This is a genomic window from Methylobacterium frigidaeris, from assembly GCF_022179185.1.
In the GTDB taxonomy this organism is placed as follows: domain Bacteria; phylum Pseudomonadota; class Alphaproteobacteria; order Rhizobiales; family Beijerinckiaceae; genus Methylobacterium; species Methylobacterium frigidaeris.
On the sequence record NZ_BPQJ01000047.1, the window covers coordinates 27,624 to 50,211 of the forward strand.

The 22,588-nt window shown below is 67.0% G+C and carries 23 protein-coding genes and 2 pseudogenes; 13 read left to right on the plus strand and 12 right to left on the minus strand.

Annotated elements, in window-relative coordinates:
• Positions 1-2 precede the first annotated feature (2 nt).
• The 5 genes from MFF64_RS30025 (at position 3) to MFF64_RS30045 (ending at position 2,033) form a co-directional block, all read left to right on the plus strand.
• Positions 3-176 carry a hypothetical protein gene (locus MFF64_RS30025; RefSeq protein WP_238193142.1) on the plus strand — a complete coding sequence of 58 codons (174 nt, stop codon included), beginning with the start codon at positions 3-5 and terminating at the stop codon, positions 174-176.
• Positions 166-396 (plus strand): hypothetical protein, encoded by a 231-nt coding sequence (locus MFF64_RS30030; RefSeq protein WP_238193143.1) that lies wholly within the window; start codon positions 166-168, stop codon positions 394-396. Before MFF64_RS30025 ends, MFF64_RS30030 begins: the two co-directional genes overlap by 11 nt.
• On the plus strand, positions 389-730 hold the full coding sequence (locus MFF64_RS30035; protein ID WP_238193144.1) for a L5-gp82 domain-containing phage-derived protein: 342 nt from the start codon (positions 389-391) through the stop codon (positions 728-730). Before MFF64_RS30030 ends, MFF64_RS30035 begins: the two co-directional genes overlap by 8 nt.
• A 110-nt stretch (positions 731-840) precedes the next feature.
• Positions 841-1,665: a metallophosphoesterase family protein gene (locus tag MFF64_RS30040; RefSeq protein WP_238193145.1), complete on the plus strand. Its 825-nt coding sequence runs from the start codon at positions 841-843 to the stop codon at positions 1,663-1,665.
• Between the two features lie 2 nt (positions 1,666-1,667).
• Positions 1,668-2,033 (plus strand): hypothetical protein, encoded by a 366-nt coding sequence (locus MFF64_RS30045; RefSeq protein WP_238193146.1) that lies wholly within the window; start codon positions 1,668-1,670, stop codon positions 2,031-2,033.
• A 99-nt stretch (positions 2,034-2,132) separates the two neighbouring features.
• Here MFF64_RS30045 and MFF64_RS30050 read toward each other — a convergent pair whose 3' ends face one another.
• A complete protein-coding gene (locus MFF64_RS30050) occupies positions 2,133-2,813 on the minus strand; it encodes a hypothetical protein (RefSeq protein ID WP_238193147.1) in 681 nt (226 codons plus the stop codon).
• Positions 2,814-3,786: 973 nt separating this feature from the next.
• On the opposite strand from MFF64_RS30050, the gene MFF64_RS30055 reads away from it, so the two are divergent.
• Positions 3,787-4,065: a hypothetical protein gene (locus MFF64_RS30055; protein WP_238193148.1), complete on the plus strand. Its 279-nt coding sequence runs from the start codon at positions 3,787-3,789 to the stop codon at positions 4,063-4,065.
• On the opposite strand, the gene MFF64_RS30060 is transcribed toward MFF64_RS30055, so the two are convergent.
• Together MFF64_RS30060 and MFF64_RS30065 are read right to left on the minus strand one after the other, a co-directional pair.
• A complete protein-coding gene (locus tag MFF64_RS30060) occupies positions 4,059-4,823 on the minus strand; it encodes a Crp/Fnr family transcriptional regulator (protein WP_238193149.1) in 765 nt (254 codons plus the stop codon). The genes MFF64_RS30055 and MFF64_RS30060 overlap by 7 nt on opposite strands.
• Before the next feature lie 255 nt (positions 4,824-5,078).
• Entirely contained in the window at positions 5,079-5,480 is a 402-nt protein-coding gene (locus MFF64_RS30065) for an NUDIX hydrolase (protein WP_238193150.1), read from the minus strand.
• Between the two features lie 56 nt (positions 5,481-5,536).
• Here MFF64_RS30065 and MFF64_RS30070 point away from each other — a divergent pair, with 56 nt between their 5' ends.
• Positions 5,537-6,352: a 2-keto-4-pentenoate hydratase gene (locus MFF64_RS30070; RefSeq protein ID WP_238193151.1), complete on the plus strand. Its 816-nt coding sequence runs from the start codon at positions 5,537-5,539 to the stop codon at positions 6,350-6,352.
• A gap of 1,117 nt (positions 6,353-7,469) precedes the next feature.
• Here the strand turns inward: MFF64_RS30070 and MFF64_RS30075 are convergent.
• The 4 genes from MFF64_RS30075 to MFF64_RS30090 are packed head-to-tail and all read right to left on the minus strand — an operon-like array spanning position 7,470 to position 11,506.
• The gene (locus MFF64_RS30075) at positions 7,470-7,826 is read right to left on the minus strand and encodes a hypothetical protein (RefSeq protein ID WP_238193152.1); all 357 of its coding nucleotides are present in this window, start codon (positions 7,824-7,826) and stop codon (positions 7,470-7,472) included.
• A gap of 21 nt (positions 7,827-7,847) precedes the next feature.
• Positions 7,848-9,245: a glycoside hydrolase family 15 protein gene (locus MFF64_RS30080; protein ID WP_238193153.1), complete on the minus strand. Its 1,398-nt coding sequence runs from the start codon at positions 9,243-9,245 to the stop codon at positions 7,848-7,850.
• Between the two features lie 44 nt (positions 9,246-9,289).
• Positions 9,290-10,447 carry a Gfo/Idh/MocA family protein gene (locus MFF64_RS30085; RefSeq protein ID WP_238193154.1) on the minus strand — a complete coding sequence of 386 codons (1,158 nt, stop codon included), beginning with the start codon at positions 10,445-10,447 and terminating at the stop codon, positions 9,290-9,292.
• 60 nt (positions 10,448-10,507) lie between these two features.
• Positions 10,508-11,506: an SDR family oxidoreductase gene (locus tag MFF64_RS30090; RefSeq protein WP_133123356.1), complete on the minus strand. Its 999-nt coding sequence runs from the start codon at positions 11,504-11,506 to the stop codon at positions 10,508-10,510.
• Between the two features lie 155 nt (positions 11,507-11,661).
• Between MFF64_RS30090 and MFF64_RS30095 the strand changes: the two genes are divergently transcribed.
• From MFF64_RS30095 to MFF64_RS30120, 6 genes and pseudogenes are all read left to right on the plus strand, one after another.
• Positions 11,662-12,747, plus strand: coding sequence for a LacI family DNA-binding transcriptional regulator (locus MFF64_RS30095; RefSeq protein ID WP_238193155.1), 1,086 nt, complete (start codon positions 11,662-11,664; stop codon positions 12,745-12,747).
• 225 nt (positions 12,748-12,972) lie between these two features.
• A pseudogene (locus tag MFF64_RS30100) lies at positions 12,973-13,358 on the plus strand (transposase); the annotation flags it as partial.
• A pseudogene (locus tag MFF64_RS30105) lies at positions 13,351-13,861 on the plus strand (IS91 family transposase); the annotation flags it as partial. The pseudogenes MFF64_RS30100 and MFF64_RS30105, both read left to right, overlap by 8 nt.
• A gap of 84 nt (positions 13,862-13,945) precedes the next feature.
• Entirely contained in the window at positions 13,946-14,071 is a 126-nt protein-coding gene (locus MFF64_RS30110; protein WP_238193161.1) for a hypothetical protein, read from the plus strand.
• A 1,165-nt stretch (positions 14,072-15,236) separates the two neighbouring features.
• A complete protein-coding gene (locus MFF64_RS30115) occupies positions 15,237-15,995 on the plus strand; it encodes a Crp/Fnr family transcriptional regulator (protein ID WP_238193156.1) in 759 nt (252 codons plus the stop codon).
• Between the two features lie 197 nt (positions 15,996-16,192).
• Positions 16,193-16,998 (plus strand): IS5 family transposase gene (locus MFF64_RS30120; protein ID WP_099900213.1). Its coding sequence is split into 2 segments (ribosomal slippage): positions 16,193-16,529 and positions 16,529-16,998, totalling 807 coding nucleotides; the frame shifts between segments, so codons are not numbered across the junction.
• Positions 16,999-17,351: 353 nt separating this feature from the next.
• Here MFF64_RS30120 and MFF64_RS30125 read toward each other — a convergent pair.
• The 5 genes from MFF64_RS30125 to MFF64_RS30145 form a co-directional block, all read right to left on the minus strand.
• The gene (locus tag MFF64_RS30125; protein ID WP_238193157.1) at positions 17,352-19,142 is read right to left on the minus strand and encodes a thiamine pyrophosphate-requiring protein; all 1,791 of its coding nucleotides are present in this window, start codon (positions 19,140-19,142) and stop codon (positions 17,352-17,354) included.
• A 228-nt stretch (positions 19,143-19,370) separates the two neighbouring features.
• Positions 19,371-20,315, minus strand: coding sequence for an SMP-30/gluconolactonase/LRE family protein (locus MFF64_RS30130; RefSeq protein WP_099900209.1), 945 nt, complete (start codon positions 20,313-20,315; stop codon positions 19,371-19,373).
• A gap of 254 nt (positions 20,316-20,569) precedes the next feature.
• Positions 20,570-20,884, minus strand: a complete 315-nt coding sequence (locus tag MFF64_RS30135) for a cytochrome C oxidase subunit IV family protein (RefSeq protein ID WP_099900207.1) — start codon at positions 20,882-20,884, stop codon at positions 20,570-20,572.
• Positions 20,881-21,585 carry a cytochrome c oxidase subunit 3 gene (locus MFF64_RS30140; protein ID WP_238193158.1) on the minus strand — a complete coding sequence of 235 codons (705 nt, stop codon included), beginning with the start codon at positions 21,583-21,585 and terminating at the stop codon, positions 20,881-20,883. The genes MFF64_RS30135 and MFF64_RS30140 overlap by 4 nt, the downstream gene beginning before the upstream one ends.
• Positions 21,582-22,588 (minus strand): cytochrome c oxidase subunit I (locus MFF64_RS30145; RefSeq protein ID WP_238193159.1); only part of this gene is annotated, 1,007 nt, incomplete at its 5' end. The genes MFF64_RS30140 and MFF64_RS30145, both read right to left, overlap by 4 nt.

Consider the following 22,588-nt stretch of genomic DNA (forward strand, 5'->3'; position numbering starts at 1 on the left):
TCATGGCTCAGAACGCGACCCCGACCGAGCGGCAGCTCGCCCTCTTCGCCCTCGGGGCCCAGGCCATCGGCCTCGTCCGCGACGGCGCCATCCGGCCCGAGGACCTCGCCTCGATCACGGCGCTCCTCACGTCCCTGATCGAGGCCGAGCGCCGGGGGGCCCGCGATGCAGCGTGACACCCTCTCCGCGGTCAGGGACCGCATCCGGACGGCGTGGGCGATGCGTCGCGTCTGCGGCCTGATCGCCGTGGCGGCCGGCCTGCGCGTCGGCCGCATCATCCGCCTTGAGGCCGCCGGCCGCCTGGCGCCCGACGACGCCCTGAGGATGGCGCTGGAGGCCGAGGCCCTGGCCCTCTGCTTCCCGCCGCTGCCCAGCTTCGGAGGCTGGCGTGACTGAGGTCTACTGGCACACGCGCAGGCGGCTCTGGTCCATCCGCGAGGGCGGCCGCGTCGTCGCGCACGCCCCCCGGGTCTGCCTCGTCGACGTGACGCTCGTCGTGAAGCCCGGCGCCGTCGCCCGGATCCGGCTCCGGGGACAGCGCGAGGTGTGTGCCTGGGCGTCCGGCCGGCGGGTCCCGGCGCGGGCGCTGTGGGGCGGCGAGGAGCCGCTCCGGTTCAGCCCGTTCCGGGACGACGCCTTCGTCGACGGCTGGGGCCAGCCCATGGCCGCCTGCCGTGTCCTGATCTTGGAGACGTATGGCGGCGACGGGATCGCGTGGGCCGAGCGCTGATCGCGCCCTCCGGCCAGGGCTTTCGTAAGTATTGCCCTGTATGTTCACAGTATTCCCCGACACCGAAGCGGCCTGGGCGCTCCTGTAGCGCCGGCCGGAGGATTCCTGCCATGACCGCGCGCCTTTGGGTCCTCTCGGACCTGCACCTCGACGTGCACCCGCTCGACCTTGAGCCCCCCGAATACGACGTCGCGGTCATCGCCGGCGACGTCGGTGAGCGCCTGTGCGACCGCGTCCTGCCGTGGCTGAGGGGGCTCTCGCAACGTGGCCCCGTCGTCTACGTGCCGGGCAACCACGACTACTGGAGATCGACATATCAGGACGTCCTGCCGGAGGCTCGCGAGCTGGCGGCGGCCGCTGGCGTTACCCTTCTGGCCGAGGGCGAGACGGCCGTGCTTGCGGGCGTGAGGTTCGTCGGCGCGACCTTGTGGACTGACTGGGACCTCGAACCGACCGTGCGGGCGGCTGCGCAGTCAGACGCGTGCGAGCAGCGGGGCGGCATGCAAGATGTGCGGCGCATCAAGTGGCGGCGCGGCCCTGGCCTCTACAGCAAGTTCCTGCCCCGCTACTCCGGGGAGCTGCACAGGCAGCAACGCCACCGGATCGAGGCCGCGCTGGCAGTCCCGTTCGCCGGTCCGACCGTCGTCGTCACGCACCACGCGCCGCACCCGGCGAGCCTGCGGGGCGGCGCGTGGCAGACGCCGCTCGACGCGGCCTACGCGAGCGACCTAACGGAAATCCTTGAGGGGCCGAACGCACCGGACCTGTGGGTGCATGGGCACATCCATGAGCCCCGGGACTACCGCGTCGGGGGCACGCGCGTCGTGGCGAACCCGCGTGGTTACGTCGAGGAGATCGCCGCCACGCGGGGGAGGCCGGCCAGGCTGAAGCCGGAGAACCCCTCGTTCAACCCCGCCTTGGTCCTGGAGGTCTGACCATGCGTGTCATTCTCCTCGCGGTCGCCCTGGTGGCGGCCGGCCCCGCGGTCGCCGGCGTCATGGAGCAGCCCCGGTGGTCCGCCGGAACGGTCCAACGCCGCGGCCCCGTGACCGTTACGACCGGGCTCGATTTCGAGAGGACGGGTCCGGGCGAGTGGCGCGTCCGGGCGTGGTGCGAGACCCGCGACGGCCGGACGGGGCGGTGGACTGCGCGCACGGGGTCGGGCGTTGCCGTCCGGAGCGCGGGCATGGTGATGATCGAGGCCGGCTCACTGGGCAGGATGGTCCTGTTCCCGGACGGCGACCTCGCCAGCAACTCGCCGGCATGCGCCTCAGGCGCGGCCGTCCTGGGGACCGGCGACTAAGCGCTCGCTTAGTTTTGCCCTCACAAGCCACCGAACGAAATGATCGCTTAGTTCTGGCCCTGAACGCCCTCGAACTAAGCGATCGTTTCGTTTTTACACTCAGCCCCACTTGTGCTCGGTCAACCCCCGCCCGGTCACGAACATCAGGAAGTCTTTGCCGAGTGGGGTCAGTATCGCCTTGGTGTCGTCGTCGACCGGTTGCCTTTCCACGGCCACCAGCCCTCTCGTGAGCAGGTAGTCGCCCCAGGCCTCGAAGGTTTCGGGCTTGAACACATCAGGGTAGTTGCGGACTGCCGTCAGATTGTAGACCTCCTTGGCCTGTGCAATCGTCAAGATCCCTCGGACGTTGAGTTCCTTTAGGGCGGCGATCTGGCTCCCGAATATGAGCCTATATGTGGCCTCGTGATCGCGCTCGACTTGTGCAGCGACTGCGACCCGCACGGCCCACGCCATCTGGGCGTCGAGGCTGCCCGGCGCGATCATCTCGATGCGGCGCCGGAGGTCGGCCTCGATGGGGCCGTAGACCCCGCTTGGCGGTGGCAGGTCCGGGAGCACGGCGCCCAGCTCCGGTGCAGGAACCGGTAGCTTCTCGGCCTCGGGCGCTTGTTTCTGGGCCTCGATCTGGGCGGCCGCCTCGCCGCCGGTCAGGTCCGCAGACCCTCCCGGGAAGGTCAGGGCCCGCAAGTCGCCGAGCTTCTTCCGGACCTCAGGACGGAAGAGTCCTGCGAAGGCGAGGAGGCCGGCGACGATGACGAGGGCGAGCTGGGCGTGCGGATCCATGCCAGCGAGCCTGAGACCCTGGGGTCCAAACGCAAGCGGCCCGGGACAGTTATCCCCGGGCCGCGAGGTCCTCGCAAATGAGGCCGACGGCGACGGTGACGGGATCCGCCCGCGCCGCCTCGTAGTCCGCGTCGGTGGGGGCGCGGCCGGCGTAGATCGGGTCGGTGCCGCCGGGCAGGCGATAGGCGACGCAGTAGACGCTGCGGGCGGGCTCCAGCTCAGGGTGAGTGCAGGCTCGATGATCGCGACGCGGCGGGACCGCGCACGGTAACGCAGGGGAACCAATTCGGCCGTTGGCCTAGGACGGGCGATTCGGTCCTAGCTGGGCTCCGCGCGGGGCTCAGGCCGCCCCGGCGAGGCCTTCCCCATGGGCCGCCATGGGCCCGCCGCAGGAATCTTCGGCCTCGCCACAGGTTTCTCGCATGCCCCGCCAAGGCGCCTGGACGCCCGCCACGCCCTCCTGCCCGGGGCACCCCAGGAATCTCGCTGGCGATGGGGGCGGGCCGTTCCTGATGGGGGAATTCCCATCTCCCATGGCCCCCGATCCCATGACGCCAGGGGCATGGGATCGGGAGGGGGTGCCCGGGTTAAGCTTGCACCCTCACGCAGCTGGTGGCTGGCGAGCGAACCGCACAGGCTAGGGGCGCGCGGGACCGTGCGGTGCCGGTCCGAGCGCACATCCGCCCTCCAGCCTGTGCGTGTGAGATGATCTACAGTGTGTATCAGCACCGAAGTGGCTCCCCTTTGGGAGATCGGCCCAAATCATTGATTTGAAATTAGAAGATGATTTCTGAGCGGGGTCCCAATCGGCGCCGATCGGGACCCCGCATCAACGGCAATTTCCAACATCGCTTCGAAGGCTTCGCTCTGATCCAGCCCGGGGTCCGACTTCGCCGCCGATCCACAATCCAGGGCGTTCGAGTACATATGGGTCCGCAGCAGCGCGATCCCGTTGTTCTGTCCGAACACATCGGTGTTTCTCGGGTATCTCGGATCATTGAGCAGTGGCGGCGAGCACCAGCCGACAGCAGCGGACGTACAGCTTGATGTGTTCGATCCTCCAGAGCCGTTACCCGGGTTCGAGCCGCTCAGTCCACTCGACCGAGTTGCCGATCATCTCATGCTGGCACACAGTGCTGCCCAGGCTGCGCGAGACATCGTGCTGATGCAGATGATCGAGATCACCCTGTTCCAAGTCGGGAAGCTTCTCTCCCAACATGATCATGCAACCCACGACGGAAATGTTCACTGAAGCCGGATTGGGCCAGACCTGAGTTGAATGGGCGCGGAACGGTTCGGACTTGAACGGAGGTGGAGATAACTGATGTCGAAGTCGGCGAATGCGTGCAGGCGGCTCAGGTCAGGAACGGAGAGGTTCTTATGCCTCAGCAAAATTAGTCCCTCGGCACGCAGTGTCTGAAGAACGCGGTTGGTGTGAACGACTGAAAGACCAGAAGCGTCGGCTAGATCCGCCTGTGTGATCGGGAAGTCGTAGCTGTCGGAGGTCGCCAGTCCGACCACCTGAAGTCGGGCCAGCAACTCACAGAGGAGGTGAGCGATCTGCTTCTCCGCCGAGCGGCGGCCCATGCTCACCAGCCACTCGCGTGAGATCGCCTCATCCACGAGGTCCGAGACGTGCAGCGCGCCTGCAATGGCCGGATAATCCGACGTGAGCACGTCGAAGTCCTGCCTCGACACGACCGCCACGTCGCAGCGCGTGAGGGTGGCCACGGCATGATCCATGTGGCCGAGAAGCGGAGCGTAGAGGTCGCAGGCGTCGCCCGGAACGAGATAGGCGATGATGGCCCGCTCGCCGTCAGGAAGGATCCTGTACCTGCACGCGAAGCCGCTCCGGATGAAGGTGACGTGATCGGAGGCGTCGCCCTCCTCAATTAAATCCTGATGAGCGCCGACCGAGACGACCCTGCCGCATACCTGCTGCAACGCCTTCCTGTCGTGGTCTGACAGAGGGGAGCGTATTCCGAGCTTCTGGATGAGGGGGCTCAGCATTTAGCCTCCTAGCAGCACTATGCCCGCGCCGGGTTCTAAACGGCTTCCAAGCTGCCAAACTTGGCAGGAATGCACAACCCGGGGCTGCACGCTCCAACGCGGCTGTTCAAACCCTGTAGAAACGCGCGACGTGAGCGAGGAGAGAGGTAGGACGAGGGTGTGGGTGTGGGTGTCGCACGAGCAATGGCTGCCCATCGCGCTGTTCGTGCCCACCAACCAGCCCAGCGCTCGTCGCAGTGTGAGCGGAGGAGGTAGTTACGGCACTCCGAAAAACGTGCGAACCTGCTCGGTGTGCAGCGGGAAGGCCGTTTCGACAGGCTGGTGGATCATCAGAACTTCTGACACTTCATCGTCATGCGCGAATGTTCCGGGGCGCGCCACTGATGGACTGCGGTAGAACAGCAGGTTTTGGCGGAGTTCTGGCGTGGTCACAATCGTTACCAGCCGGAGCGATGTCGGATCGAGCGCGACCCCGGTCTCCTCCAATACCTCGGCGGCGCCTGCCGCCTGCCACTTCTGCCCGAGCATCTGGTAGCCATCGGGCAACGCAAGTTTGCCTTGTCCTTTGCCTGGAAGCGCTCGGCGGATCATCAGCAGGCCGCCACCGATGGGAACGAGGACAACGACGACGGTCGGCGTGTTCTGGTAGAGGGTCATGGCACCTCGTGGGATCGATCTGCGGTGGGCGAGATGGCAGAGTTCAGGAGGGCTATATGAGTTTGGCGGACGACATGGCTCGCGAGGTACTCGCAGCCTTTGATGAACGACGCCAGATTCGGTCGATCGTTGCGGAGGACCAGGGTCTCAGCCTGAACCAAGCGTACCGGGTGACCGCGGCTGTTCGCCGGATGCGCGAGGCGCGAGGCGCGCGCGTGGTCGGACGTAAGATCGGCTTCACAAACACCACGATCTGGGACGAGTACGCTGTCCACGCGCCCATCTGGGGCTATGTCTACGACATAACCCTGCACCGCCTTACCGACTGTCGCGGCTCGTTTGATCTCTCTGGGGTTGTCGAGCCGCGGATCGAGCCGGAAATCGTCTTTGGCCTCTGTCGGTCACCGGAGCCCGACATGGACGAGCGTTCCCTCCTCTCCTGCATCGAGTGGGTGGCACACGGCTTTGAGGTGGTACAGTCCCTCTTTCCCGGTTGGCGCTTCACGGCCGCCGACACGGTGGCAGCTTTCGGTCTTCACGGCGCACTCCTGATCGGCCCGCCAACCGCAGTCATGCCCGCGACGATCGAGTCCTGGCATGAGTGGCTCGCGAGCTTCAGGATCACGCTATCGCGGGACGGCATTGAGGCAGATCGTGGGCGGGCCGAGAACGTGCTCGGACGCGGCCCGCTCGCAGCCCTACAGCACCTCGTTGAGGTGCTTGCCCGCGACCCGGAGAGCCCGCCACTCGCGCCCGGCGAGGTGATTACGACCGGAACCCTCACCCGGGCTCTGCCCATTTCGGCAGGTGAGACCTGGAGCACGCGGTTCGAGGGCCTGCCGCTGCCGGGCGTAGAGGTCGTGTTTGCTTGAAACACGCGTGCCAGTGGCCGACCGTAGCAAGCCTACTTCAACTAGATGGGTGGGTTCAGCCGTGAGCAGCGATCGCTAACAGCCCGAGGCTGATGGCGGTCGTGAGGAGCGCAACGGCCATGGACGAGAGACGGAGCAACATGACAGCACCATCGTTTTGTTCGTATCACCTGAAATGATCAGGGGCTGCGATGAGGATGAACATCATGTAGGAACCCGATGCTCATCTGCGTGTGTGCTACAGCACTCGCTGGAGGCGAGCAGGCCAGTGTCGCAATACAACTTTCGTGATTGAATACGTCCGAGCATTTCTGGATGGTAATAAGCAGGCGATCGGATCCGGTTGGCATGCATGCGACGGGATGGGCTGGCTCGGACAGCCTTGTGTTCGGCGAAAGACCCGATGGTACGATTCTCCACATTTCCGAGGTGTGCTCGGGCCTTGCCTGCAACTGCGCTTGCCCGGGCTGCAAGGCGCCCCTGGTGGCACGCAAGGGAGATCTGAAGGACCATCACTTCGGCCACTACGGAACGGCTGAAACACCGGCATGTCAGACTGGTGCCGAGACTGCCCTGCACAAATTTGCGAAGGATTGCCTCGCCCGTCGCCTCGAACTCTTCCTCCCGGCGGTTGAGCGTGCAGTTGGGACCTCTGCGAGAGCCAGATACTTGGGTGAGATGTTTCATTTCGATGCCGCTTTGCTCGAGCATCGTCTCGCTACCATCGTTCCCAACGTGATTGTGCATAAGGGCGAACGCGACCTGCTCGTAGAGTTGCGCGTATCCCACCCCTGCGACACGGTCAAAATTGCAGATATTGCCGACCTGAATATTGCAGCAGTGGAGATCGATCTTTCCCACCTTCCGAGGGATGTGACTCGACTCAGTTTAGAGGAAGCCATAATCACGCAAGCCCCGCGGCGTTGGCTTTACAAGCCAAAATCGAGAGCGAAGTTCGGTGAGGAGGGAACTCAGCAAAAAGCGACCGTTGCGCCGCATCGTTTTGCAATACTCGTGCGGGCCTATAAGCGGAGCGGTTTCAGGCAGATCGACAAGGGTCATCAGGCAGATCTTACAGGACGGTTCCGGTCGCCACGAAGCGTGCAGGCGGCATGGATCAGGGCGAGGTGGCTGAGGCCCTGCGGCGTGTTGCCGAGGAAGTCGCCCGTGTCCGGGTCGACCATCTCGCTGAGATGCCGACACCCTCGGGCAGGGCGCGGAGCGTGCCGGTGAGGATCTCCTCCGCCTCCAGTTCGCGACCGAGCTCGGCCAGGGCCTCGGCAAGCCAGAACGAGCAGGCGAGGAACGCGCCTTCATGCTGCTCGGCGCCGGAACAGCGGTAGAAGAAGGGCCCGCGACCGAGTTCCTCGCGGATCGCGTTGAGGGTCGAAGACAGCCTGTCCCGGCCGTCGAAGCCGAACCGGACCGCGAGCGCGAGGGAGGCGTCGAGCCGCTCGGTACCGGGGTGGAGCACGAAAGCCTGGCGCCGCTCCGACTAGCAGTGCTCCTCGATCCAGGCGGCGATGCGGTCGCGCTCGCGCTGCCAGCGCGGCACGCAGGTGGAGGGCAGGTGCCCGGCCTCGGCGAGCTCGACGGCCCGAGCCAGCCCCTGCCAGGCGCTGATCTTCGACATCGTGTAATGCTGCGGCTCGCGCAGTTCCCAGATGCCCGCATCCTTCTGGCGCCAGCGGTCGGCGGCCTGGTCGGCGAGCGCGGACAGGGTCGCCGCGCTCCTCTGGTCCAGAACGTTGCCGTCGGCGACGAACAGGCTGGCGGTCTCGAAGATGTCGCCGTAGATGCCGTGCTGGTGCTGCAGCGCCGCGGCGTTGCCGACCAGGACCGGCTGCGAGCCGCGGTAGCCCAGCAGCTCCAGGGCGCGCTCGTCGGGCCCAACGTCGCCGCAGAGGGTGTAGAGCACCCGGGGTCCGTGCTGGTCGAGCCGCTTCATCAGCCAGGAGAAGGCGGCCTTCGCCTCCGGCATCGCCCCGACCCGCAGGAAGGCGGCCACCGAGTAACCCGCATCCCGGATCCAGGCGTCGCGGTAGTCGTAATTCTTCTCCCCGCCGATGCCCTCCGGCAGCGAGGTCGTGGCGGCCGCCGCGATGGCGCCCGAAGGCGAGTAGAGCAGCAGCTTGAGGGCGAGCGCGCTGCGGCGGACCGCGTCGCGGTGCGGGCCGTCGTAGCGCAGGCCTTCCGCCCAGCGCCGCCAAGCCTCGTCGCTGACGTCGATGCGGGTGTCGACCTCCTCCATCGTGGACACGCCGAGCGGCTCGTCCTCGCCCGCCAGCAGCGCTACGGTCGCGCGCTCGCCTTCGGAGAGCGTCACGGTGGCGGCGATGGTGCGGTCCTCCTCCTCGGTGACCCGGACGTTGTGGCTGCATCGGAACATCCCGAGCACTGGCCCGACATGGAAGACGCAGCCGTTCGGGTTGGGCTGCAGCCAGGGCGAGGCGGTGTCGCCGCGCGTGCCAAAGACAGCCCGGATGCGGAAGGTCATCGTGCCCGACAGAACCTCGACGCGCCGCGCCAGCTCGCACCAGGGCAGGCGGCCGGCGGTAGAGCTGTTGAGGGACTCGGTCAGGCGCCCCCGGCCCGTGTCCGAGGCGAGCACGGTGTCGAGCACGTTGCTGTCCCGCCGGTAGCGACGCTCGACCACTCGGCCCCCCTCGGCGTCGACCTGGAAGAAGCCGCCGGCTCGCGGGTCGAGCAAGCTGTCGAACAGCGGGGGCGAGTCCATCTCGGGCACGCACCACCACGCCACGGCACCGTCCGATGCCACGAGGACGACCGAGCGCCCGTCGCCCAGGGCGGCGTAGTCCTGGATCGGGAACTCCGAGCCTGGCAGCCGGGTGCTTTGCGTGGCGCCGGGGTCGGCGCTCGTCTGCTCGCTCATGATCCTGCCGGGTCGGGGTTCGGGCGCTGGTTCCGGGATGGCCGTCAGTTCTTCGGCACCTTCTCCTTGCCCTTGCCGGGGTTCGAGGTGTTGACGAGCTCCGGTGATTTCTGGGCCTTCAGCGTCTCGCGCTGAGCCTTCGTGTCGATCCGCTTCGTGCGGGTGAACGGCTCCAGTTTCACAGAGCCGCCGGTCTTGATGGCCTGCACGATGCCCTCCAGCACGCGCACGTCGGCGTAGCCCTCCTCGCCGTCCGGCTCGGGATCCTTGCCGTTCAGGAGGCAGTCGGAGAAATACTTGAGCTCCCCACCGAAGTGGTCGGTGTTCTTGAAGCTCTCGTGGCTCTTAGCTTCCCCGAGCGTGACGGTGTGCTCCAGCGGCTTGCCGTACATGTAGCCGGGATTGACCTCGACGCTGCCCTTGGTGCCCACCACCGCGTAGGTGTCGAGCGTATTGCCCCAGTAGGACAGCACGAACTGCGCCAGGCGGTTGTCGGGAAAGCGCAGCGTCACCGCGACCGTGTCGTCGAAGTCGCCTAGGCCCGCCTCCGGATGGCGCACGCCCACGGCCGAGACAACCTCGGTCGGCTCGTCGCCGAAGACATAGCGGGCGGCGTTCACCGGGTAGGGCCCCATGTCGAAGATCGGCCCGGCCTCGACCCCGTTCTTCGCCCGGTGGTTCTCGGGCGAGACCATCTGGGTGAAGGTCGAGGAGAAGGTCAGGAGCTCGCCGAGCTTGCCCGAGCGGATCAGGTCGATGGTCGCGAGCGTGCCTGGCTCGAAGTGCAGGCGGTAGGCCACCATCAGCTTGGCCGACGAGGTCTTGACCACCTCCAGGATCTCGCGGCACTTCTTCGTCGAGACCTCAAGCGGCTTCTCGACCAGCACGTGGATGCCGGCCTTCAAGGCGGGGATCGCGAACTCCGCGTGGCGCCAGTTCGGGGTGGCGAGGTAGATCGCGTCGATCTTGCCCGAGGCGAGGAGCTCGCCGAACTGCTCGTATCCGTAGCTGTCGGTGACGCCGTACTGCTCGCCGACGCCGCGGGCCTTCTCTGGGTCGCCGGTGACGAAGGCGACCACCTCCGAGTTGCCGGTGTGCTTCACGCCCGGCAGCATCGCTTCCTGGGTGATGTCGCCGAGCGCGACGAAAGCGTAGCGGACCTTCTTGCCCGAGCTCAGGCCGAGGGCGGATGCGAGGCTCATGCGGGTCTCCGTATGGGATGGAGGTTGGGGGATTGTCGGTGCGGGCAGGCGCCGGCGTGATCAGGGACCGCCGCGTCCGCCGACGGCGGCGAAGACCTGCCCCGTCGAGTAGCTCGCCTCGTTCGAGGCCAGCAGCACGTAGATGCCGGCGAGCTCCGCCGGCTGGCCTGGCCGTCCCATCGGCGTCTCGGCGCCGAACTGCGGCAGGGAGCCCGGCAGCTTGCCGCCGCTGACCTGAAGAGGCGTCCAGAATGGGCCCGGCGCGACCGCGTTCACCCGGATGCCCTTCGGCGCGAGCTGCTTGGCGAGGCCCTTGGAGAAGTTCGCGATGACTGCCTTGGTGGCGGCGTAGTCGATCAGCGTCTCGGACGGCTCGTAGGCGTTGACCGAGGCGGTGTTGATGATGGCCGCGCCCGCCTTCAGGTGCGCCATGGCGGCCTTGGTGATCCAGAACATCGCATAGACGTTAGTCTGGAAGGTCCGGTCGAACTCCTCGTCGGAGATCTCTGTGATGGACTTGGCCGCCTTCTGGTAGGCGGCGTTGTTGACCAGGATGTCGAGGCCGCCGAGTTCGCGGGCCGCATCGTCGACGAGCTTGCGGCAGAAGGCCTTGTCGCGGATGTCGCCGGGCAGCGGCACGGCCTTGCGGCCCGCCTTGCGGATCAGGTCGACGACCTCGCGGGCGTCCTCCTCCTCCTCGGCCAGGTAGTTGAAGGCGACGTCCGCGCCCTCGCGGGCGAACGCGATGGCGGCCGCCCGGCCGATGCCGCTGTCGGCGCCGGTCAACAAGGCCTTGCGGCCGGCGAGACGCCCGGAGCCCTTGTAGCTGATCTCGCCGTGGTCGGGCCGCGGGTTCATGCGGGCGGCGAGACCCGGCCAGGGCTGCTGCTGATCCTGGAACGGCGGCTTCGGGTACGAGGCGGCCGGGTTCGGCGCCACCGTCGGGGTATCGGCGGCGGCGGACCTCACGCCGAGGCCTGCCCCGCCAAGCGCTGCTGCGACGCCGGTGGTGAGGCCGCCGATCAGAAGGCGGCGAGACGGATCGGGACGTTCCGACATGATGCGGGCTCTCGGAAGGCGATGCTGAGGGGGCTGGAGGACATCCGGCCCTCGCGACCTCAACCTGTTCACGCTGAGAATGTTGCATGCGCATGCAGTCCGGCGCACATAGGGGGTGTGCGCCGGCGGCAATGGCTGGCGCGGAGGCGGGGCAGGTGAGCAAGAGGCGGCAACCCACCTCGGTCGAGGTCGCGCACCTGGCTGGCGTGTCGCAGTCGGCGGTATCGCGGACCTTCACGCCGGGTGGCATCGTCTCTGCGGCGACGCGCGCCAAGGTGCTCGCCGCGGCCGAGAGCCTGGGCTACCGGCCGAACCTGCTGTCGCGCTCGCTCACGACCGGCCGCTCCGGCATCGTCGCGGTGGCCGTCGGCGGCCTGTCCAATCCGTTCCACGCTATGGCGCTGGAGAGTTTTGCGGGAGGTCTGCAGCGGTCCGGGCGCCAGGTCATGCTGGTGCAGGTGGAGGACGAGTGGGCGCTCGCCTCTGCGGTCGAGCCGCTCTCCGGCTACCAGGTCGACGCGGTCCTGACCTCGCTGTCCGTCAACGAACCGGACGTGGCGCAGGCCTTGGCGCGCTTCGGCATGCCCGTCGTCACGATGAACTCCTCGAAGACCAACGCGTGGGTGCGCACGGTTGCGACAGACGATGTTTGGGCGGGCGCCCAGGTGGCGCGCCTGCTGCACGCGCGCGGCGCCCGGCGCTTCGGCTACGTCGCCGGCCGACCACCGGGCACGCTGGCCCAGGAGCGCCGCGAGGCCGGCTTCCGGGACGGGCTGAGAGCGCTTGGCGTCGACGGCTACGCACGGGCGCAGGGCGACCACCACCACCGTGGCGGCTACGAGGCGGCGCGAACGCTCTACGCCTCGGGTCCCAGGCCTGACGGGTTGTTCTGCCTGAACGACCTGACCGCGATGGGCGCCATCGACGCGCTCCGGCACGAGTTCGGGCTGCGGTGCCCGGAGGACGTGCTGGTCGCCGGCTACGACAACGTCGCCGCGTCGGCCTGGCCGCCTTACGGCCTCACCACCGTGGACGTTGGCCTCGCCGAAGTCGCTGCACAGGCGTTCGAGATGATCGAGGCGGACGCGAGCGGGCCCCGCGAAATTCTGATCAGGCCTACCCTCGTTGAGCGCGCCAGCACGTCGGGCAGGTATGAGGCCGCCCAAACCGCCCCGGGCACGGGCGGCTGTCCCGACTTGCAGGCTACCGCTCCGTCGCGGGTTAGGGCGCGAGGCAGTTGATCACGCTGTAGTTCACCGCCGTCCAGAACTCCGACGCCTGCGGGTCGGCGAGTTCGGCATTGGCCGCCTCGATGGCCGCGTAGTCCGCCGTTCCGCAACAACATGGTGATGAAGTCCGGCGCGCGGGTGCGACTGGCAGCCGACGGCACGGTCACGGTCGAGACCGATATGACTGATATCGGCACCGTCAGCTACACCATCACGGAAGAGCAGATCATCGCGATCCTGCGCGAGCAGGAGGCGGGCATCGCGACAGCGGAGGTCTGCCGCAAGCACGCGATCAGCAGCGCGACGTTCTACGAGTGGAAGGCAAAGTATGATGGCCTCGACGTGTCGCAGGCCCGCAAGCTGAAGGCGCTCGAAGACGAGAACGCTCGGCTCAAGAAGCTGCTCGCCGAGGCCATGCTGAATATGGCCGTGCTGCGGGATGTCACTGCAAAAAAGTGGTAACGCCCGTGACCAGGAGAGAGGCCGTGGCGCACGCGCGGGCGGGCTTCGACCTCTCGGAGTGGCGGGCGTGCGCCATTCTTGGTTTTGACCGGACCTCGGCCCGTTACCGCAGCAGCCGGGGTGAGAACGCAGATCTGTGTCAACGGCTGCGCGCCCTGGCGGGTGCTCTCCCGCCTGTTCCGCCGGCTGTTCCTCGACCGACTGGCCGAGGCCCATCGTGCTGGGCGGCTCGCCTTCCACGGCGAGCTGGCGGCTCTCGCCGACGCCGATGCCTGCGCGACCCATCTGGCACCGATGCGGCGGACCGAGTGGGTGGTCTACGCCAAGCGGCCCTTCGCCGGGCCAGAATCCGTGCTCGCCTATCTGTCGCGCTACACCCACCGCGTCGCCAACGCCAACAGCCGGCGCTTGGCCCTCGACGAGCGCGGCGTCACGTTCCGCTGGAAGGACTACCGCGCGCGAGACGGGACGCCGGGCCGCGAGGGAATCAAGACCCTGACGCTGGCTCCGGACGAGTTCATCCGCCGCTTTCTGCTGCACGTGCTACCCGACAGCTTCCACCGCGTCCGGCACTACGGTCTGTTCCAGCGGCAGGTGGACGGCCAACATCGCCCGGATCCGTGGCTTGCTCGTGCCCTCGTCGCCGCCGTGCGAGGTCACTCCAGTCGCACGCCGTGATCGAGCGCACCCCCTGAGCAATTACCGGACGGGCGTGCTCCATCGCAGCCTGCCTAACTTCTCCGAGAAGATGCTCACTCAGATACTGCGCGAGATAAAGGGCAGCGGCCTCATCACTCGGCACGTGGCGGGCGCGGTGCCCAGGCGGTCGAGTACCGCCTCACCGCCCTCGGGACGCGCTTCGTCGAGCCGGTAGAGCTCCTCTAACCCTGGAGCCGCGCGAACCGGGACACGCTTGACGACCTTAAATCTCGGCCGACCTCCCGCCGTCGGGGATCAACCGAGAGGGCGAGGAAGGCACGTAGGCCTGGTGCTATTCTATTGGGTTGTGGAGACTCGGGCGGTGCATCAACATCGCGTTTTCGAGGAATGTCCCACTATGAGGTACAAGCCGCTTCCGCTTGCCGAGATTGCCCGGTTCAACCACCGGCGCAACGCCGACTTGGCCCGCCTGGCCGCTGGCTGGATGCCGTCCGACGACGATCTCGCCGGTGCGCCTACGCTCTCCAACTGGATCGAGTACATGCCGCGGGGCGAGACCAGGCCGTTCCTCATGAGGCATCTTAAAGGACATCCCCGGCAGATCGACGGCTGGACGCAGACCGAGCAGGTCCTCGCGAAGGGAGACGGCTGGGTTCGCCTGCATCATACTTGGCTTAGGCTCGGCCCCCCCGATGCCGCCCCGGTCGGAGCCGAAGCTGAAGCTGGTCGAGGCCGTGCTGGAGCCGGCGGTTCCTGACTACGACCCGCTCGCCTACCTTCCCGATGTCATCCAGCCCGGGCCGTGAGGCCGGGCGCGGTGACAAAGTGCGCGCGAACGTGACAGACCGCGCGCGAGGCTCCTTCGGGGACAAGCTGTTTGCGACGGTGACAGGACGCCTGAAATCGACGCCGAAAATAGCAAACCTCATGCGGCCCAGCCGGCCGCACGTCGGCCCGCAGTGGTACACGGCAAGCTTCACACAGCCCGAAATCATGTAGGCTGTTCTCTGGAGTAGCAGGGGAGGGGACCCGAGCGGCCGGCTACGGCTGACAAGGATGTGACGCCGGCTCCAAGATTGTTCGGCAACGCGCCATGAGCCGACCCTGGGCCAAGAGGCCCTGAACCGCCGCTCCCGACCGAGGGTGTGTGAAAACTCAGGCGCACCCCGAATTTGTAGAATAATCTTCTGCGCTGCCGCCGTCCAGGGACCCGGGGTTACAGCCGAGTGCCCTCGGGATGCCTATGCGGCCGCTGCCCAGGTTAGACGAGGGGGAGATCCTTCTGCGGCCTTTGCGTTTTCACACAGCCTGGACCCCAAGCGGACCGTTCACCTAAGCGAATGACGCGTTGATCGGGTGATGCGAGGTACGCTTTCCAAATGCTCACGCTCAGGCACTGGCCCGATGCGGCAATCGGGATGGCCATGACCCATCAGTTGCAGAACCGCCTCCTGCAAGCCCTGCCGCCTGCCGATCTCGCGCTGCTGACACCTCATCTTGTGCCCGTGTCGTTCGAGCGAGGGGCGGTCGCCATCAGCGTCGACGAGCCGTTCTCCCACGCCTACTTCCCTGAGAGCGGCCTCGCCTCGATCATCTCCAAGACCCAGGATCAGCGGAACTTGGAGGTCGGCATTTTCGGTCGGAAGGGGATGGGGAGCACCGCCCTGGTTCTCGGGGCCGACCGCACGCCCCACGAAACCGAGATCCAGGTGGCTGGGACATGGCTACGCATCGAGGCCGAACGCCTGCGCGAGGCCATGAGGCAGAGCCCCGTCCTAACCAGTTTGCTGATGCGCTACGTCCAGGTCTTCCTGCTGATCCTGTCGCAGACGGCACTCTCCAACGGCAGCTACACGGTCGAGGAGCGGCTCGCGCGCTGGCTGCTGCTCGCGCACGATCGGCTCGACGGAGACGAGCTTCCCCTCACGCACGAGTTCCTGTCGCCGATGCTGGGGGTGCAGCGCGCCACGGTGACCTTGGCCACCCACACGCTTGAGGGGGAAGGCATGATCTGGGCGAAGCGGGGGCGGATCATCGTTCGGGATCGCACCAAGCTTGAGACCGCAGCAGGAGAAACCTACGGCATCGCTGAACGGGAATACGAGCGGCTGATCGGCCCTTTCCGAAGCACAACCTGATCCGGAGCGTCTGCTTTCCACCCCTAACAGACATATCAGCTTGACGGTCTGAATGTCCGCTGAGTAGGAAGTAGCGAACTTAGGAACCGCAACCATCACATTATTTTTCTAACTGAAGTTCCGGCGTTGGTGTGAACCCCGTGACTTAGAGCGCCTAACAGAACGGCACGATCGGGTCGGTTGGGCGTTGGGGTGGTATGGCTCGCCCGCTTCTCCCTGACGATCTCTGGGCTGCGATCGCCCCGCTTCTGCCGCCGCACCCGCCTCGCCCGAAGGGCGGGCGTCCCCGGGTGGACGACCGCGCCGCTCTGACCGGCATCCTGTTCGTGCTGCGCTCGGGCATCCCCTGGGAGATGCTGCCGGCCGAGATGAACTGCGGCTGCGGCATGAGTTGCTGGCGTCGGTTGCGCGACTGGCAAGCGGCCGGCGTGTGGGGGCGCCTGCATCAGGTACTGCTTGAACGCCTGCATGCGGCGGGCGAGATCGACTGGAGCCGGGCGAGCCTCGACAGCGCGAGCGTGCCGGCGAAAAAAGGGGGCCTGCCACCGGCCCGAACCCGACGGACCGCGGCAAGGCGGGGACCAAGCGCCACCTCGTCACCGACGCGCGCGGCACGCCGCTCGGCCTCGTCCTGACGGGCGCCAACTGCCACGACAGCCCGCTGATGGCCCCGACGCTGGACGCGATCCCGCCCTTGCGCAGCGGGCGGCGTGGACGTCCGCGCCGGCGCCCCGACAAGCTACATGCCGACAAGGCCTACGATGCGAGAGTGCGGCGGCAGGAGTGCCGGGCGCGTGGGATCACCTCGCGGATTGCCCGACGCGGCATCGAGAGAAGCGACAGGCTCGGACGGCATCGCTGGGTGGTCGAGCGCAGCCATGCCTGGTTCAACCGCGCCCGTCGCTTGCCCGTCCGCTACGAACGACGCGCCGACATCTACGAGGCCTTCACCCTCATCCAGGCCAGCCTCATCACACTCAACCAGATCCAACGGTTCTGTTAGGCGCTCTTAATAGCGGTCATTGCCTCAACGGCTTGGAGCGATAGGGGGATTTCAACCAGTCATCGGTAACGAGCCTGGCGAATGAACTTGGACGCAAGCCGATTGAACGCCTCGTCGTTGTCTCAAGGCCGGAGAAGCGCGGCGCCAGCATCGTCTCTGTTCAGACGAGCGACGTCGGCATCAGTGTCGCTATAGCCGAGGCTGGTCTCGCCCTCGGTCTCGATATAGGCGACGACGATCGTCGTCCTGTCTCAGGCATGGGCGAGTCCCGTCCGACTCGGGCGCGTCGGTGGGAACGGTGTATGCCTTGCCTGCACCGCCCGGATCATCCCACGTTGTAGTCGCGCCCGATCTCAGCTCTTGCCGCCGGGCAGAACCGAGCTCAGCACCTGGCGGGCGGTGTCGACCAGGAGGTGGCGTTCCTTGGGGTCGCCCTTGCCGAGCATAGACATGTAGTTCTTCACCTGCTCGAAGGTGAAGAACGGCGGCAGCGGCGGCACCTCCGGATCGGTCTTGACCTCCAGCACCACCGGCACCGGGCTCGCCAGCGCTTCGTCCCAGGCCGCGCCCATCCTGGCGGGGTCGGCGACGTAGATGCCGCGCAGGCCGATCAGCTCGGCGAACTTGTGGTAGGGGACGTTCGGAATCGTCTGGCTCGCCTCGAATTTCGGATTGCCCTCCATCACCCGCTGCTCCCACGTCACTTGGTTCAGGTCCTCGTTGTTGTAGACGCAGCAGATCCAAGTCTTGTTCGGCCATCGATGCATGTACTTCGAGACCGTGATCAGCTCGGCCATGTTGTTCATCTGCATGGCGCCGTCCCCAACCAACGCGATCACCGGCCGGTCCGGATGCGCCACCTTAGCGGCGATGGCGTAGGGCACCGCCGCGCCCATGGAGGCGAGGCCGCCCGAGAGCGAGCACATCTGGCCGCGACGCATCTTCAGGTCGCGGGCGTACCAGTTGGCGCAAGAGCCGGAATCTGAGGTGACGATCACCCGGTCGGGCATCCGCGGCGACAGCTCCCAGGTCACCCTTTGCGGGTTGACCGGGTTGGCCTTGGCCATCGCGCGGTCCTCGGCCTCCTTCCACCAGGAGGCGACACCCTTCTCGATGCCCTTGCGCCAGGCGCCGCCCTCCTTCTTCTGCTCCAGGAGCGGCAGCAGCGCGCGCAGGGTCTCGGCGGATTCGCCCTGGAGCGGCACCTCCATCGGGTAGCGCAGGGACAGCATCTCGGGCGCGAGGTCGATCTGCACGCCGCGGGCCTGACCTTCCTGCGGCAGGAACTCGGCCCAGGGGAAACCGGAGCCGATCATCAGGAGCGTGTCGCACTCCGCCATCATGTCGGAGGACGGCTTGGAGCCGAGCAGCCCGATCGTGCCTGTGACGAAGGGCAGGTCGTCGGGGAGCGCCGCCTTGCCGAGCAGCGCCTTGGCGGCGCCGGCCTGAAGGCAGTTCGCCACCGCGATTACCTCGTCGGTGGCGTGGAGCGCGCCGGCGCCGACCAGGATCGCAACCTTCTCGCCGGCGTTCAGTACGTCGGCGGCGCGGCGCAGGTCGGCCTCGAACGGCACGACCCTCGGGGCGGTCCAGCCGACGCCGGAGAAGGTATTGCCGTGCTTGCGCACCGGCGCCTCGTAGGGGACGTCCTGGAGGTCGTTCGGCAGGATGATCGCCGCGACCTTGCGCTCGGCCTTGGCGATGCGCATCGCCCGGTCGACAATGTGGCGCACCGAGGCCGGAGAGGCGGCCTGCTGCACGTAGGCCGCGACGTCCTTGTAAACGCTCGTGAGGTCGAGCTCCTGCTGGTAGTGGGCACCGTTGACGTTGCGCGCCTGCTGGCCGGCGATGGCGAGCAGCGGCACGTGGTCGGAATAGGCGTCGTACATGCCGGTGAGAAGGTGCGTCGCCCCTGGGCCCGAGGTGGCGAGGCAGACGCCGACCTCGCCGGTGAACTTGGCGTAGGCGGTCGCCATAAAGGCCGCCATCTCCTCGTGGCGGACCTGGATGAACTCGAACGGCAGGTCGTTGCGCTGGAGCGCGCCGAGCAGGCCGTTGATGCCGTCGCCCGGGTAGCCGAAGATCGTCTTCACCCCCCATTCGGCGAGACGCTTCCAGAAGAAATCGGCGACGGCGTCGGCCATGGCTACTCCTTGGGGTCGGGCGGCATCGCGATCCCGGCCGGGAGCCCTCGCGGTCGGGAGGCTTGCGGCGGATGCGGCGACCGGCTCTCCCACGTGCCCTTGGGGCACTACCTCTCTCACTGAGCTAACCGGCATACCCCAGGGAGGTTCCTGGCCGGAACGTTTCCGGACGTTGCAGGGAGGCTCCCGTTGGACATGGAATGCGCGGCGCGCGGTTTAAGGCCCGGCTTACACGTCCGCGAGATCGATGGAGTAAAGGTGCGCTTGGGCGGTGATGAACAGCCGCCGCTCGCCTGGGCCGAAGCAGCAATTCGAACAGGTCTGGGGCGTCGGGATCAGCCCGAGCCGCTCGCCCTTCGCCGAGAAGACCTGAACCCCAGATCCCGAACTCGTCCAGATCCAGCCGCGGCGGTCGACGCGGAAGCCGTCGGGCACACCCGGCTCGATCTCGGCGAAGACGCGCGGCGCACCGAGGCTATGGTCGCTGTGCACCGGGAAGGCGTGGATCGTATGTCCGCCGCCGCCTTCGGTGCGCGAAGTGTCGCTCACATAAAGCGTCCGCCCGTCCGGCGCGAAGGCGAGGCCGTTCGGCTGGCCGAAATCGGCCATGCGGCGCGCGCTGCCGGTCACCGGATCGACCCGATAGACGCTGTGATGGCCGAGATCCGAGTCGGCCAGTGCGCCCTGTCGGGGCTGGCGCAGACCGTAGGCCGGGTCGGTGAACCACAGGGCACCGTCGGCGGCGCAGACCACGTCATTGGGCGCGTTGAAGCGACGGCCTTCGTAGGTCTCGACGACCGCGGAATAGCGTCCATCGGGCGTGGTGCGGGACAAGCGGCGGTTGCCGTGCTCGCAGTGGATCAAATCGCCGCCGTGGTCGACTGTGTGGCCATTGATGAACGGCGTGGCGTCGATCACCACCCGCACGCAGCCATCCGGATGCCAGCCGAGCACGCGGCGGCCCTCGATGTCCGACCATATGAGAATCTCTCGGGCGGACCACCACACCGGACCCTCGCTGAAGACCGCTTGGCCGTAGAGCGAGGCTAGGCGGGCATGGGGCGGGACTGCTTCGGCGAAGCGCGGATCGAAGGCCTTCAGCGGATCGACATCCGAGACGAGATCCGGCGGACCGGGCCGACGCAGCAGGGTCGAGGCGGGTTCGGCGGTCATGAGCCCTCGCAATCCAGTCTCTCGGCGATCAGGTCTCTCGGCGAGGCGCGCCGTCGCGGCCTCACGCGACAACTGTTATCAACTACGCTTGTTCGTGCCCTCGCGACTCGGTCCTGTGGCGCGCCGCACGCCGAGGCCGACCGGCGGCGACCCGTAGAGCCATCGACCCGGGAGCCAGCGCTGAGTGAGCAGAGATGCAGGGCATGATGATGCACCCGCGGTTACGTCCCAGCGACGACGCACCTCAGTGTCTCTCACCGGTTCGCCATCCGGCTCAGCACATCGGCGAGCGTCAAGGTGAACAGGATCGCGGCCCAGAACAGGCCGCAGGCGGCAACGACGCGGACGAGGCCGCTGGCGTGCTTGAGCCGCATGAACACCAGGGCGACGAGCGCGGTCTTGACCCCGGCGATCCCGAATGCCACGGCGGTGTCAATGCGTCCGTACGGCCAGTAGGCGGCCCAGGTGCTCAGGGCGAGAAAGAGCATCAGGCCGGCCCAGACCCACAGGTTGCGGCGCCACAGGGCGCCGGGGGTCTCGGTGCTTTTGGATTCGGCCTCTGCGCTCATCCGGACCGTCCCGGCAGGTAGAGCATCGGGTAGAGGAAAACCCACACCACATCCACGAGGTGCCAGTACAGCGCCGTGACCTCGACCTGCGGATTTTCCTCGAGGAAGTCGACGTCGCGCCAGCCCATGACAGCAAGGCGCGTCACCAGGGCGATGCCGATGCTGAGGTGGATCGCGTGCACCACCGTGACGAGCCAGTAGAAGCCGAAGAAGATCTGGGCCGGCGCCTGGCTCAGGGCGAAATGCGCACCCGGCACCAGGTGCTTCTCGATATCCTCGCGATACTCGAAGCCTTTGACCACCAGGAATGCGAGGCCGAAGACTGCGGTGGCCGCGAGGCACCAGAGCGTCAAGCGGCGGAATAGCCCCTTCTCGGCGGCTTGCGAGGCGACCGCCATGGTCAGACTGCTGGTGAGCAGGATCGCGGTGTTGAGGGTGCCGAAGACGATGTTGGTTTCGCGCCCGGCGGCCGCGAAGGCGTCCTGGTTCGCCAGGCGCGCGGCAGTGTAGGTCAGGAACAGGGCGCCGAAGAACAGCACCTCGCTCGCCAGGAAGACCCAGATCCCGAAGGTGGCGCCGTCGCGCTGGCGCGCGAAGGCGGTCGCATGGTCGGTCTCGAGGTCGCTCCAGGGTTCGCGCAGGCGAGCCTCGATGTCGGGGTGTCCCTCGCGCAGGCAGGCCTCGACGTCGGCGCGGCTCATGTCAGCGACCCCCGCGAGGGAAGCCGCGGCTGGTCGTGGACCGGGGCGACCCCTTCCGGATGGTAGTTGTACGGCCCGCCCTGGATCCGGGGCGAGCCGAAGAAGTTCTGCCGCGGCGGCGGCGAGGTGGTGCGCCATTCGAGCCCGCTCGCGTCCCACGGGTTGTTCGTCGCCCGATCGCCGAACAGCAGCGACCAGGTGAGGTAGCCGAGCGGCATCAGGTAGGCCACCGCCAGCACCGCGGCGCCGGCCGACGAGAGCACGTTCCAGATCTGGAACTCCGGCGGATAGACGTGGTAGCGCCGCGGCATCCCGAGGTAGCCGGCGATGAATTGCGGGAAGAACGTCAGGTTGAAGCCGAAGAACATCAGGATCGCGGCGAACCGGGCCCAGGTCTCGGGATAGGTCCGTCCGGTGATCTTCGGCCACCAGAAGTGCAGGCCGCCGAAATAGGCCGAGACCGAGGCGCCGACCATGATGTAGTGGAAATGCGCGACGACGAAGTAGGTGTCCTGGACGTGGACGTCGATCGGGATCGAGGCGAGGAACAGGCCGGTGAGGCCGCCGAGCGTGAACAGCCCGACGAAGCCGAGCGCGTAGAGCATCGGCGATTCGAACCCGACCTGGCCGCGATAGAGCGTGCCGGTCCAGTTGAACACCTTGATCGCCGACGGCACCGCCACGACGAAGGACAGGAACGAGAACACCAGGGCGGCGTAGGGCGACATGCCGGAGGTGAACATGTGGTGGCCCCAGGTGAAGAAGCCGATCACCGCGATCGCCACCAGGGCGTAGACCATGAAGGTGTAGCCGAAGACCTTTCGTCGCGCGAAGCAGGTGATCAGCTCCGAGACCACGCCCATCGCCGGCAGCACCATGATGTAGACCGCCGGGTGCGAGTAGAACCAGAACAGGTGCTGGAACAGGATCGGGTCGCCGCCGCGGGCGGGATCGAAGATCGGCAGCCCGAAGGTGCGCTCGGCGAAGACCAGGAGCAGGGTCA

Excerpts from the sequence above, each read along its gene's own strand:
- MFF64_RS30115 (WP_238193156.1), top strand. The coding sequence starts at position 15,237 with ATGCTCACGCTCAGGCACTGGCCCGATGCGGCAATCGGGATGGCCATG.
- MFF64_RS30040 (WP_238193145.1), top strand. The coding sequence starts at position 841 with ATGACCGCGCGCCTTTGGGTCCTCTCGGACCTGCACCTCGACGTGCAC.
- MFF64_RS30110 (WP_238193161.1), top strand. The coding sequence starts at position 13,946 with ATGCTCACTCAGATACTGCGCGAGATAAAGGGCAGCGGCCTCATCACT.
- MFF64_RS30090 (WP_133123356.1), bottom strand. The coding sequence starts at position 11,506 with ATGTCGGAACGTCCCGATCCGTCTCGCCGCCTTCTGATCGGCGGCCTC.
- MFF64_RS30025 (WP_238193142.1), top strand. The coding sequence starts at position 3 with ATGGCTCAGAACGCGACCCCGACCGAGCGGCAGCTCGCCCTCTTCGCC.
- MFF64_RS30080 (WP_238193153.1), bottom strand. The coding sequence starts at position 9,245 with ATGAGCGAGCAGACGAGCGCCGACCCCGGCGCCACGCAAAGCACCCGG.
- MFF64_RS30140 (WP_238193158.1), bottom strand. The coding sequence starts at position 21,585 with ATGAGCCGCGCCGACGTCGAGGCCTGCCTGCGCGAGGGACACCCCGAC.
- MFF64_RS30050 (WP_238193147.1), bottom strand. The coding sequence starts at position 2,813 with ATGGATCCGCACGCCCAGCTCGCCCTCGTCATCGTCGCCGGCCTCCTC.
- MFF64_RS30060 (WP_238193149.1), bottom strand. The coding sequence starts at position 4,823 with ATGCTGAGCCCCCTCATCCAGAAGCTCGGAATACGCTCCCCTCTGTCA.
- MFF64_RS30130 (WP_099900209.1), bottom strand. The coding sequence starts at position 20,315 with ATGACCGCCGAACCCGCCTCGACCCTGCTGCGTCGGCCCGGTCCGCCG.
- MFF64_RS30070 (WP_238193151.1), top strand. The coding sequence starts at position 5,537 with ATGAGTTTGGCGGACGACATGGCTCGCGAGGTACTCGCAGCCTTTGAT.
- MFF64_RS30045 (WP_238193146.1), top strand. The coding sequence starts at position 1,668 with ATGCGTGTCATTCTCCTCGCGGTCGCCCTGGTGGCGGCCGGCCCCGCG.
- MFF64_RS30030 (WP_238193143.1), top strand. The coding sequence starts at position 166 with ATGCAGCGTGACACCCTCTCCGCGGTCAGGGACCGCATCCGGACGGCG.
- MFF64_RS30065 (WP_238193150.1), bottom strand. The coding sequence starts at position 5,480 with ATGACCCTCTACCAGAACACGCCGACCGTCGTCGTTGTCCTCGTTCCC.
- MFF64_RS30085 (WP_238193154.1), bottom strand. The coding sequence starts at position 10,447 with ATGAGCCTCGCATCCGCCCTCGGCCTGAGCTCGGGCAAGAAGGTCCGC.
- MFF64_RS30125 (WP_238193157.1), bottom strand. The coding sequence starts at position 19,142 with ATGGCCGACGCCGTCGCCGATTTCTTCTGGAAGCGTCTCGCCGAATGG.
- MFF64_RS30135 (WP_099900207.1), bottom strand. The coding sequence starts at position 20,884 with ATGAGCGCAGAGGCCGAATCCAAAAGCACCGAGACCCCCGGCGCCCTG.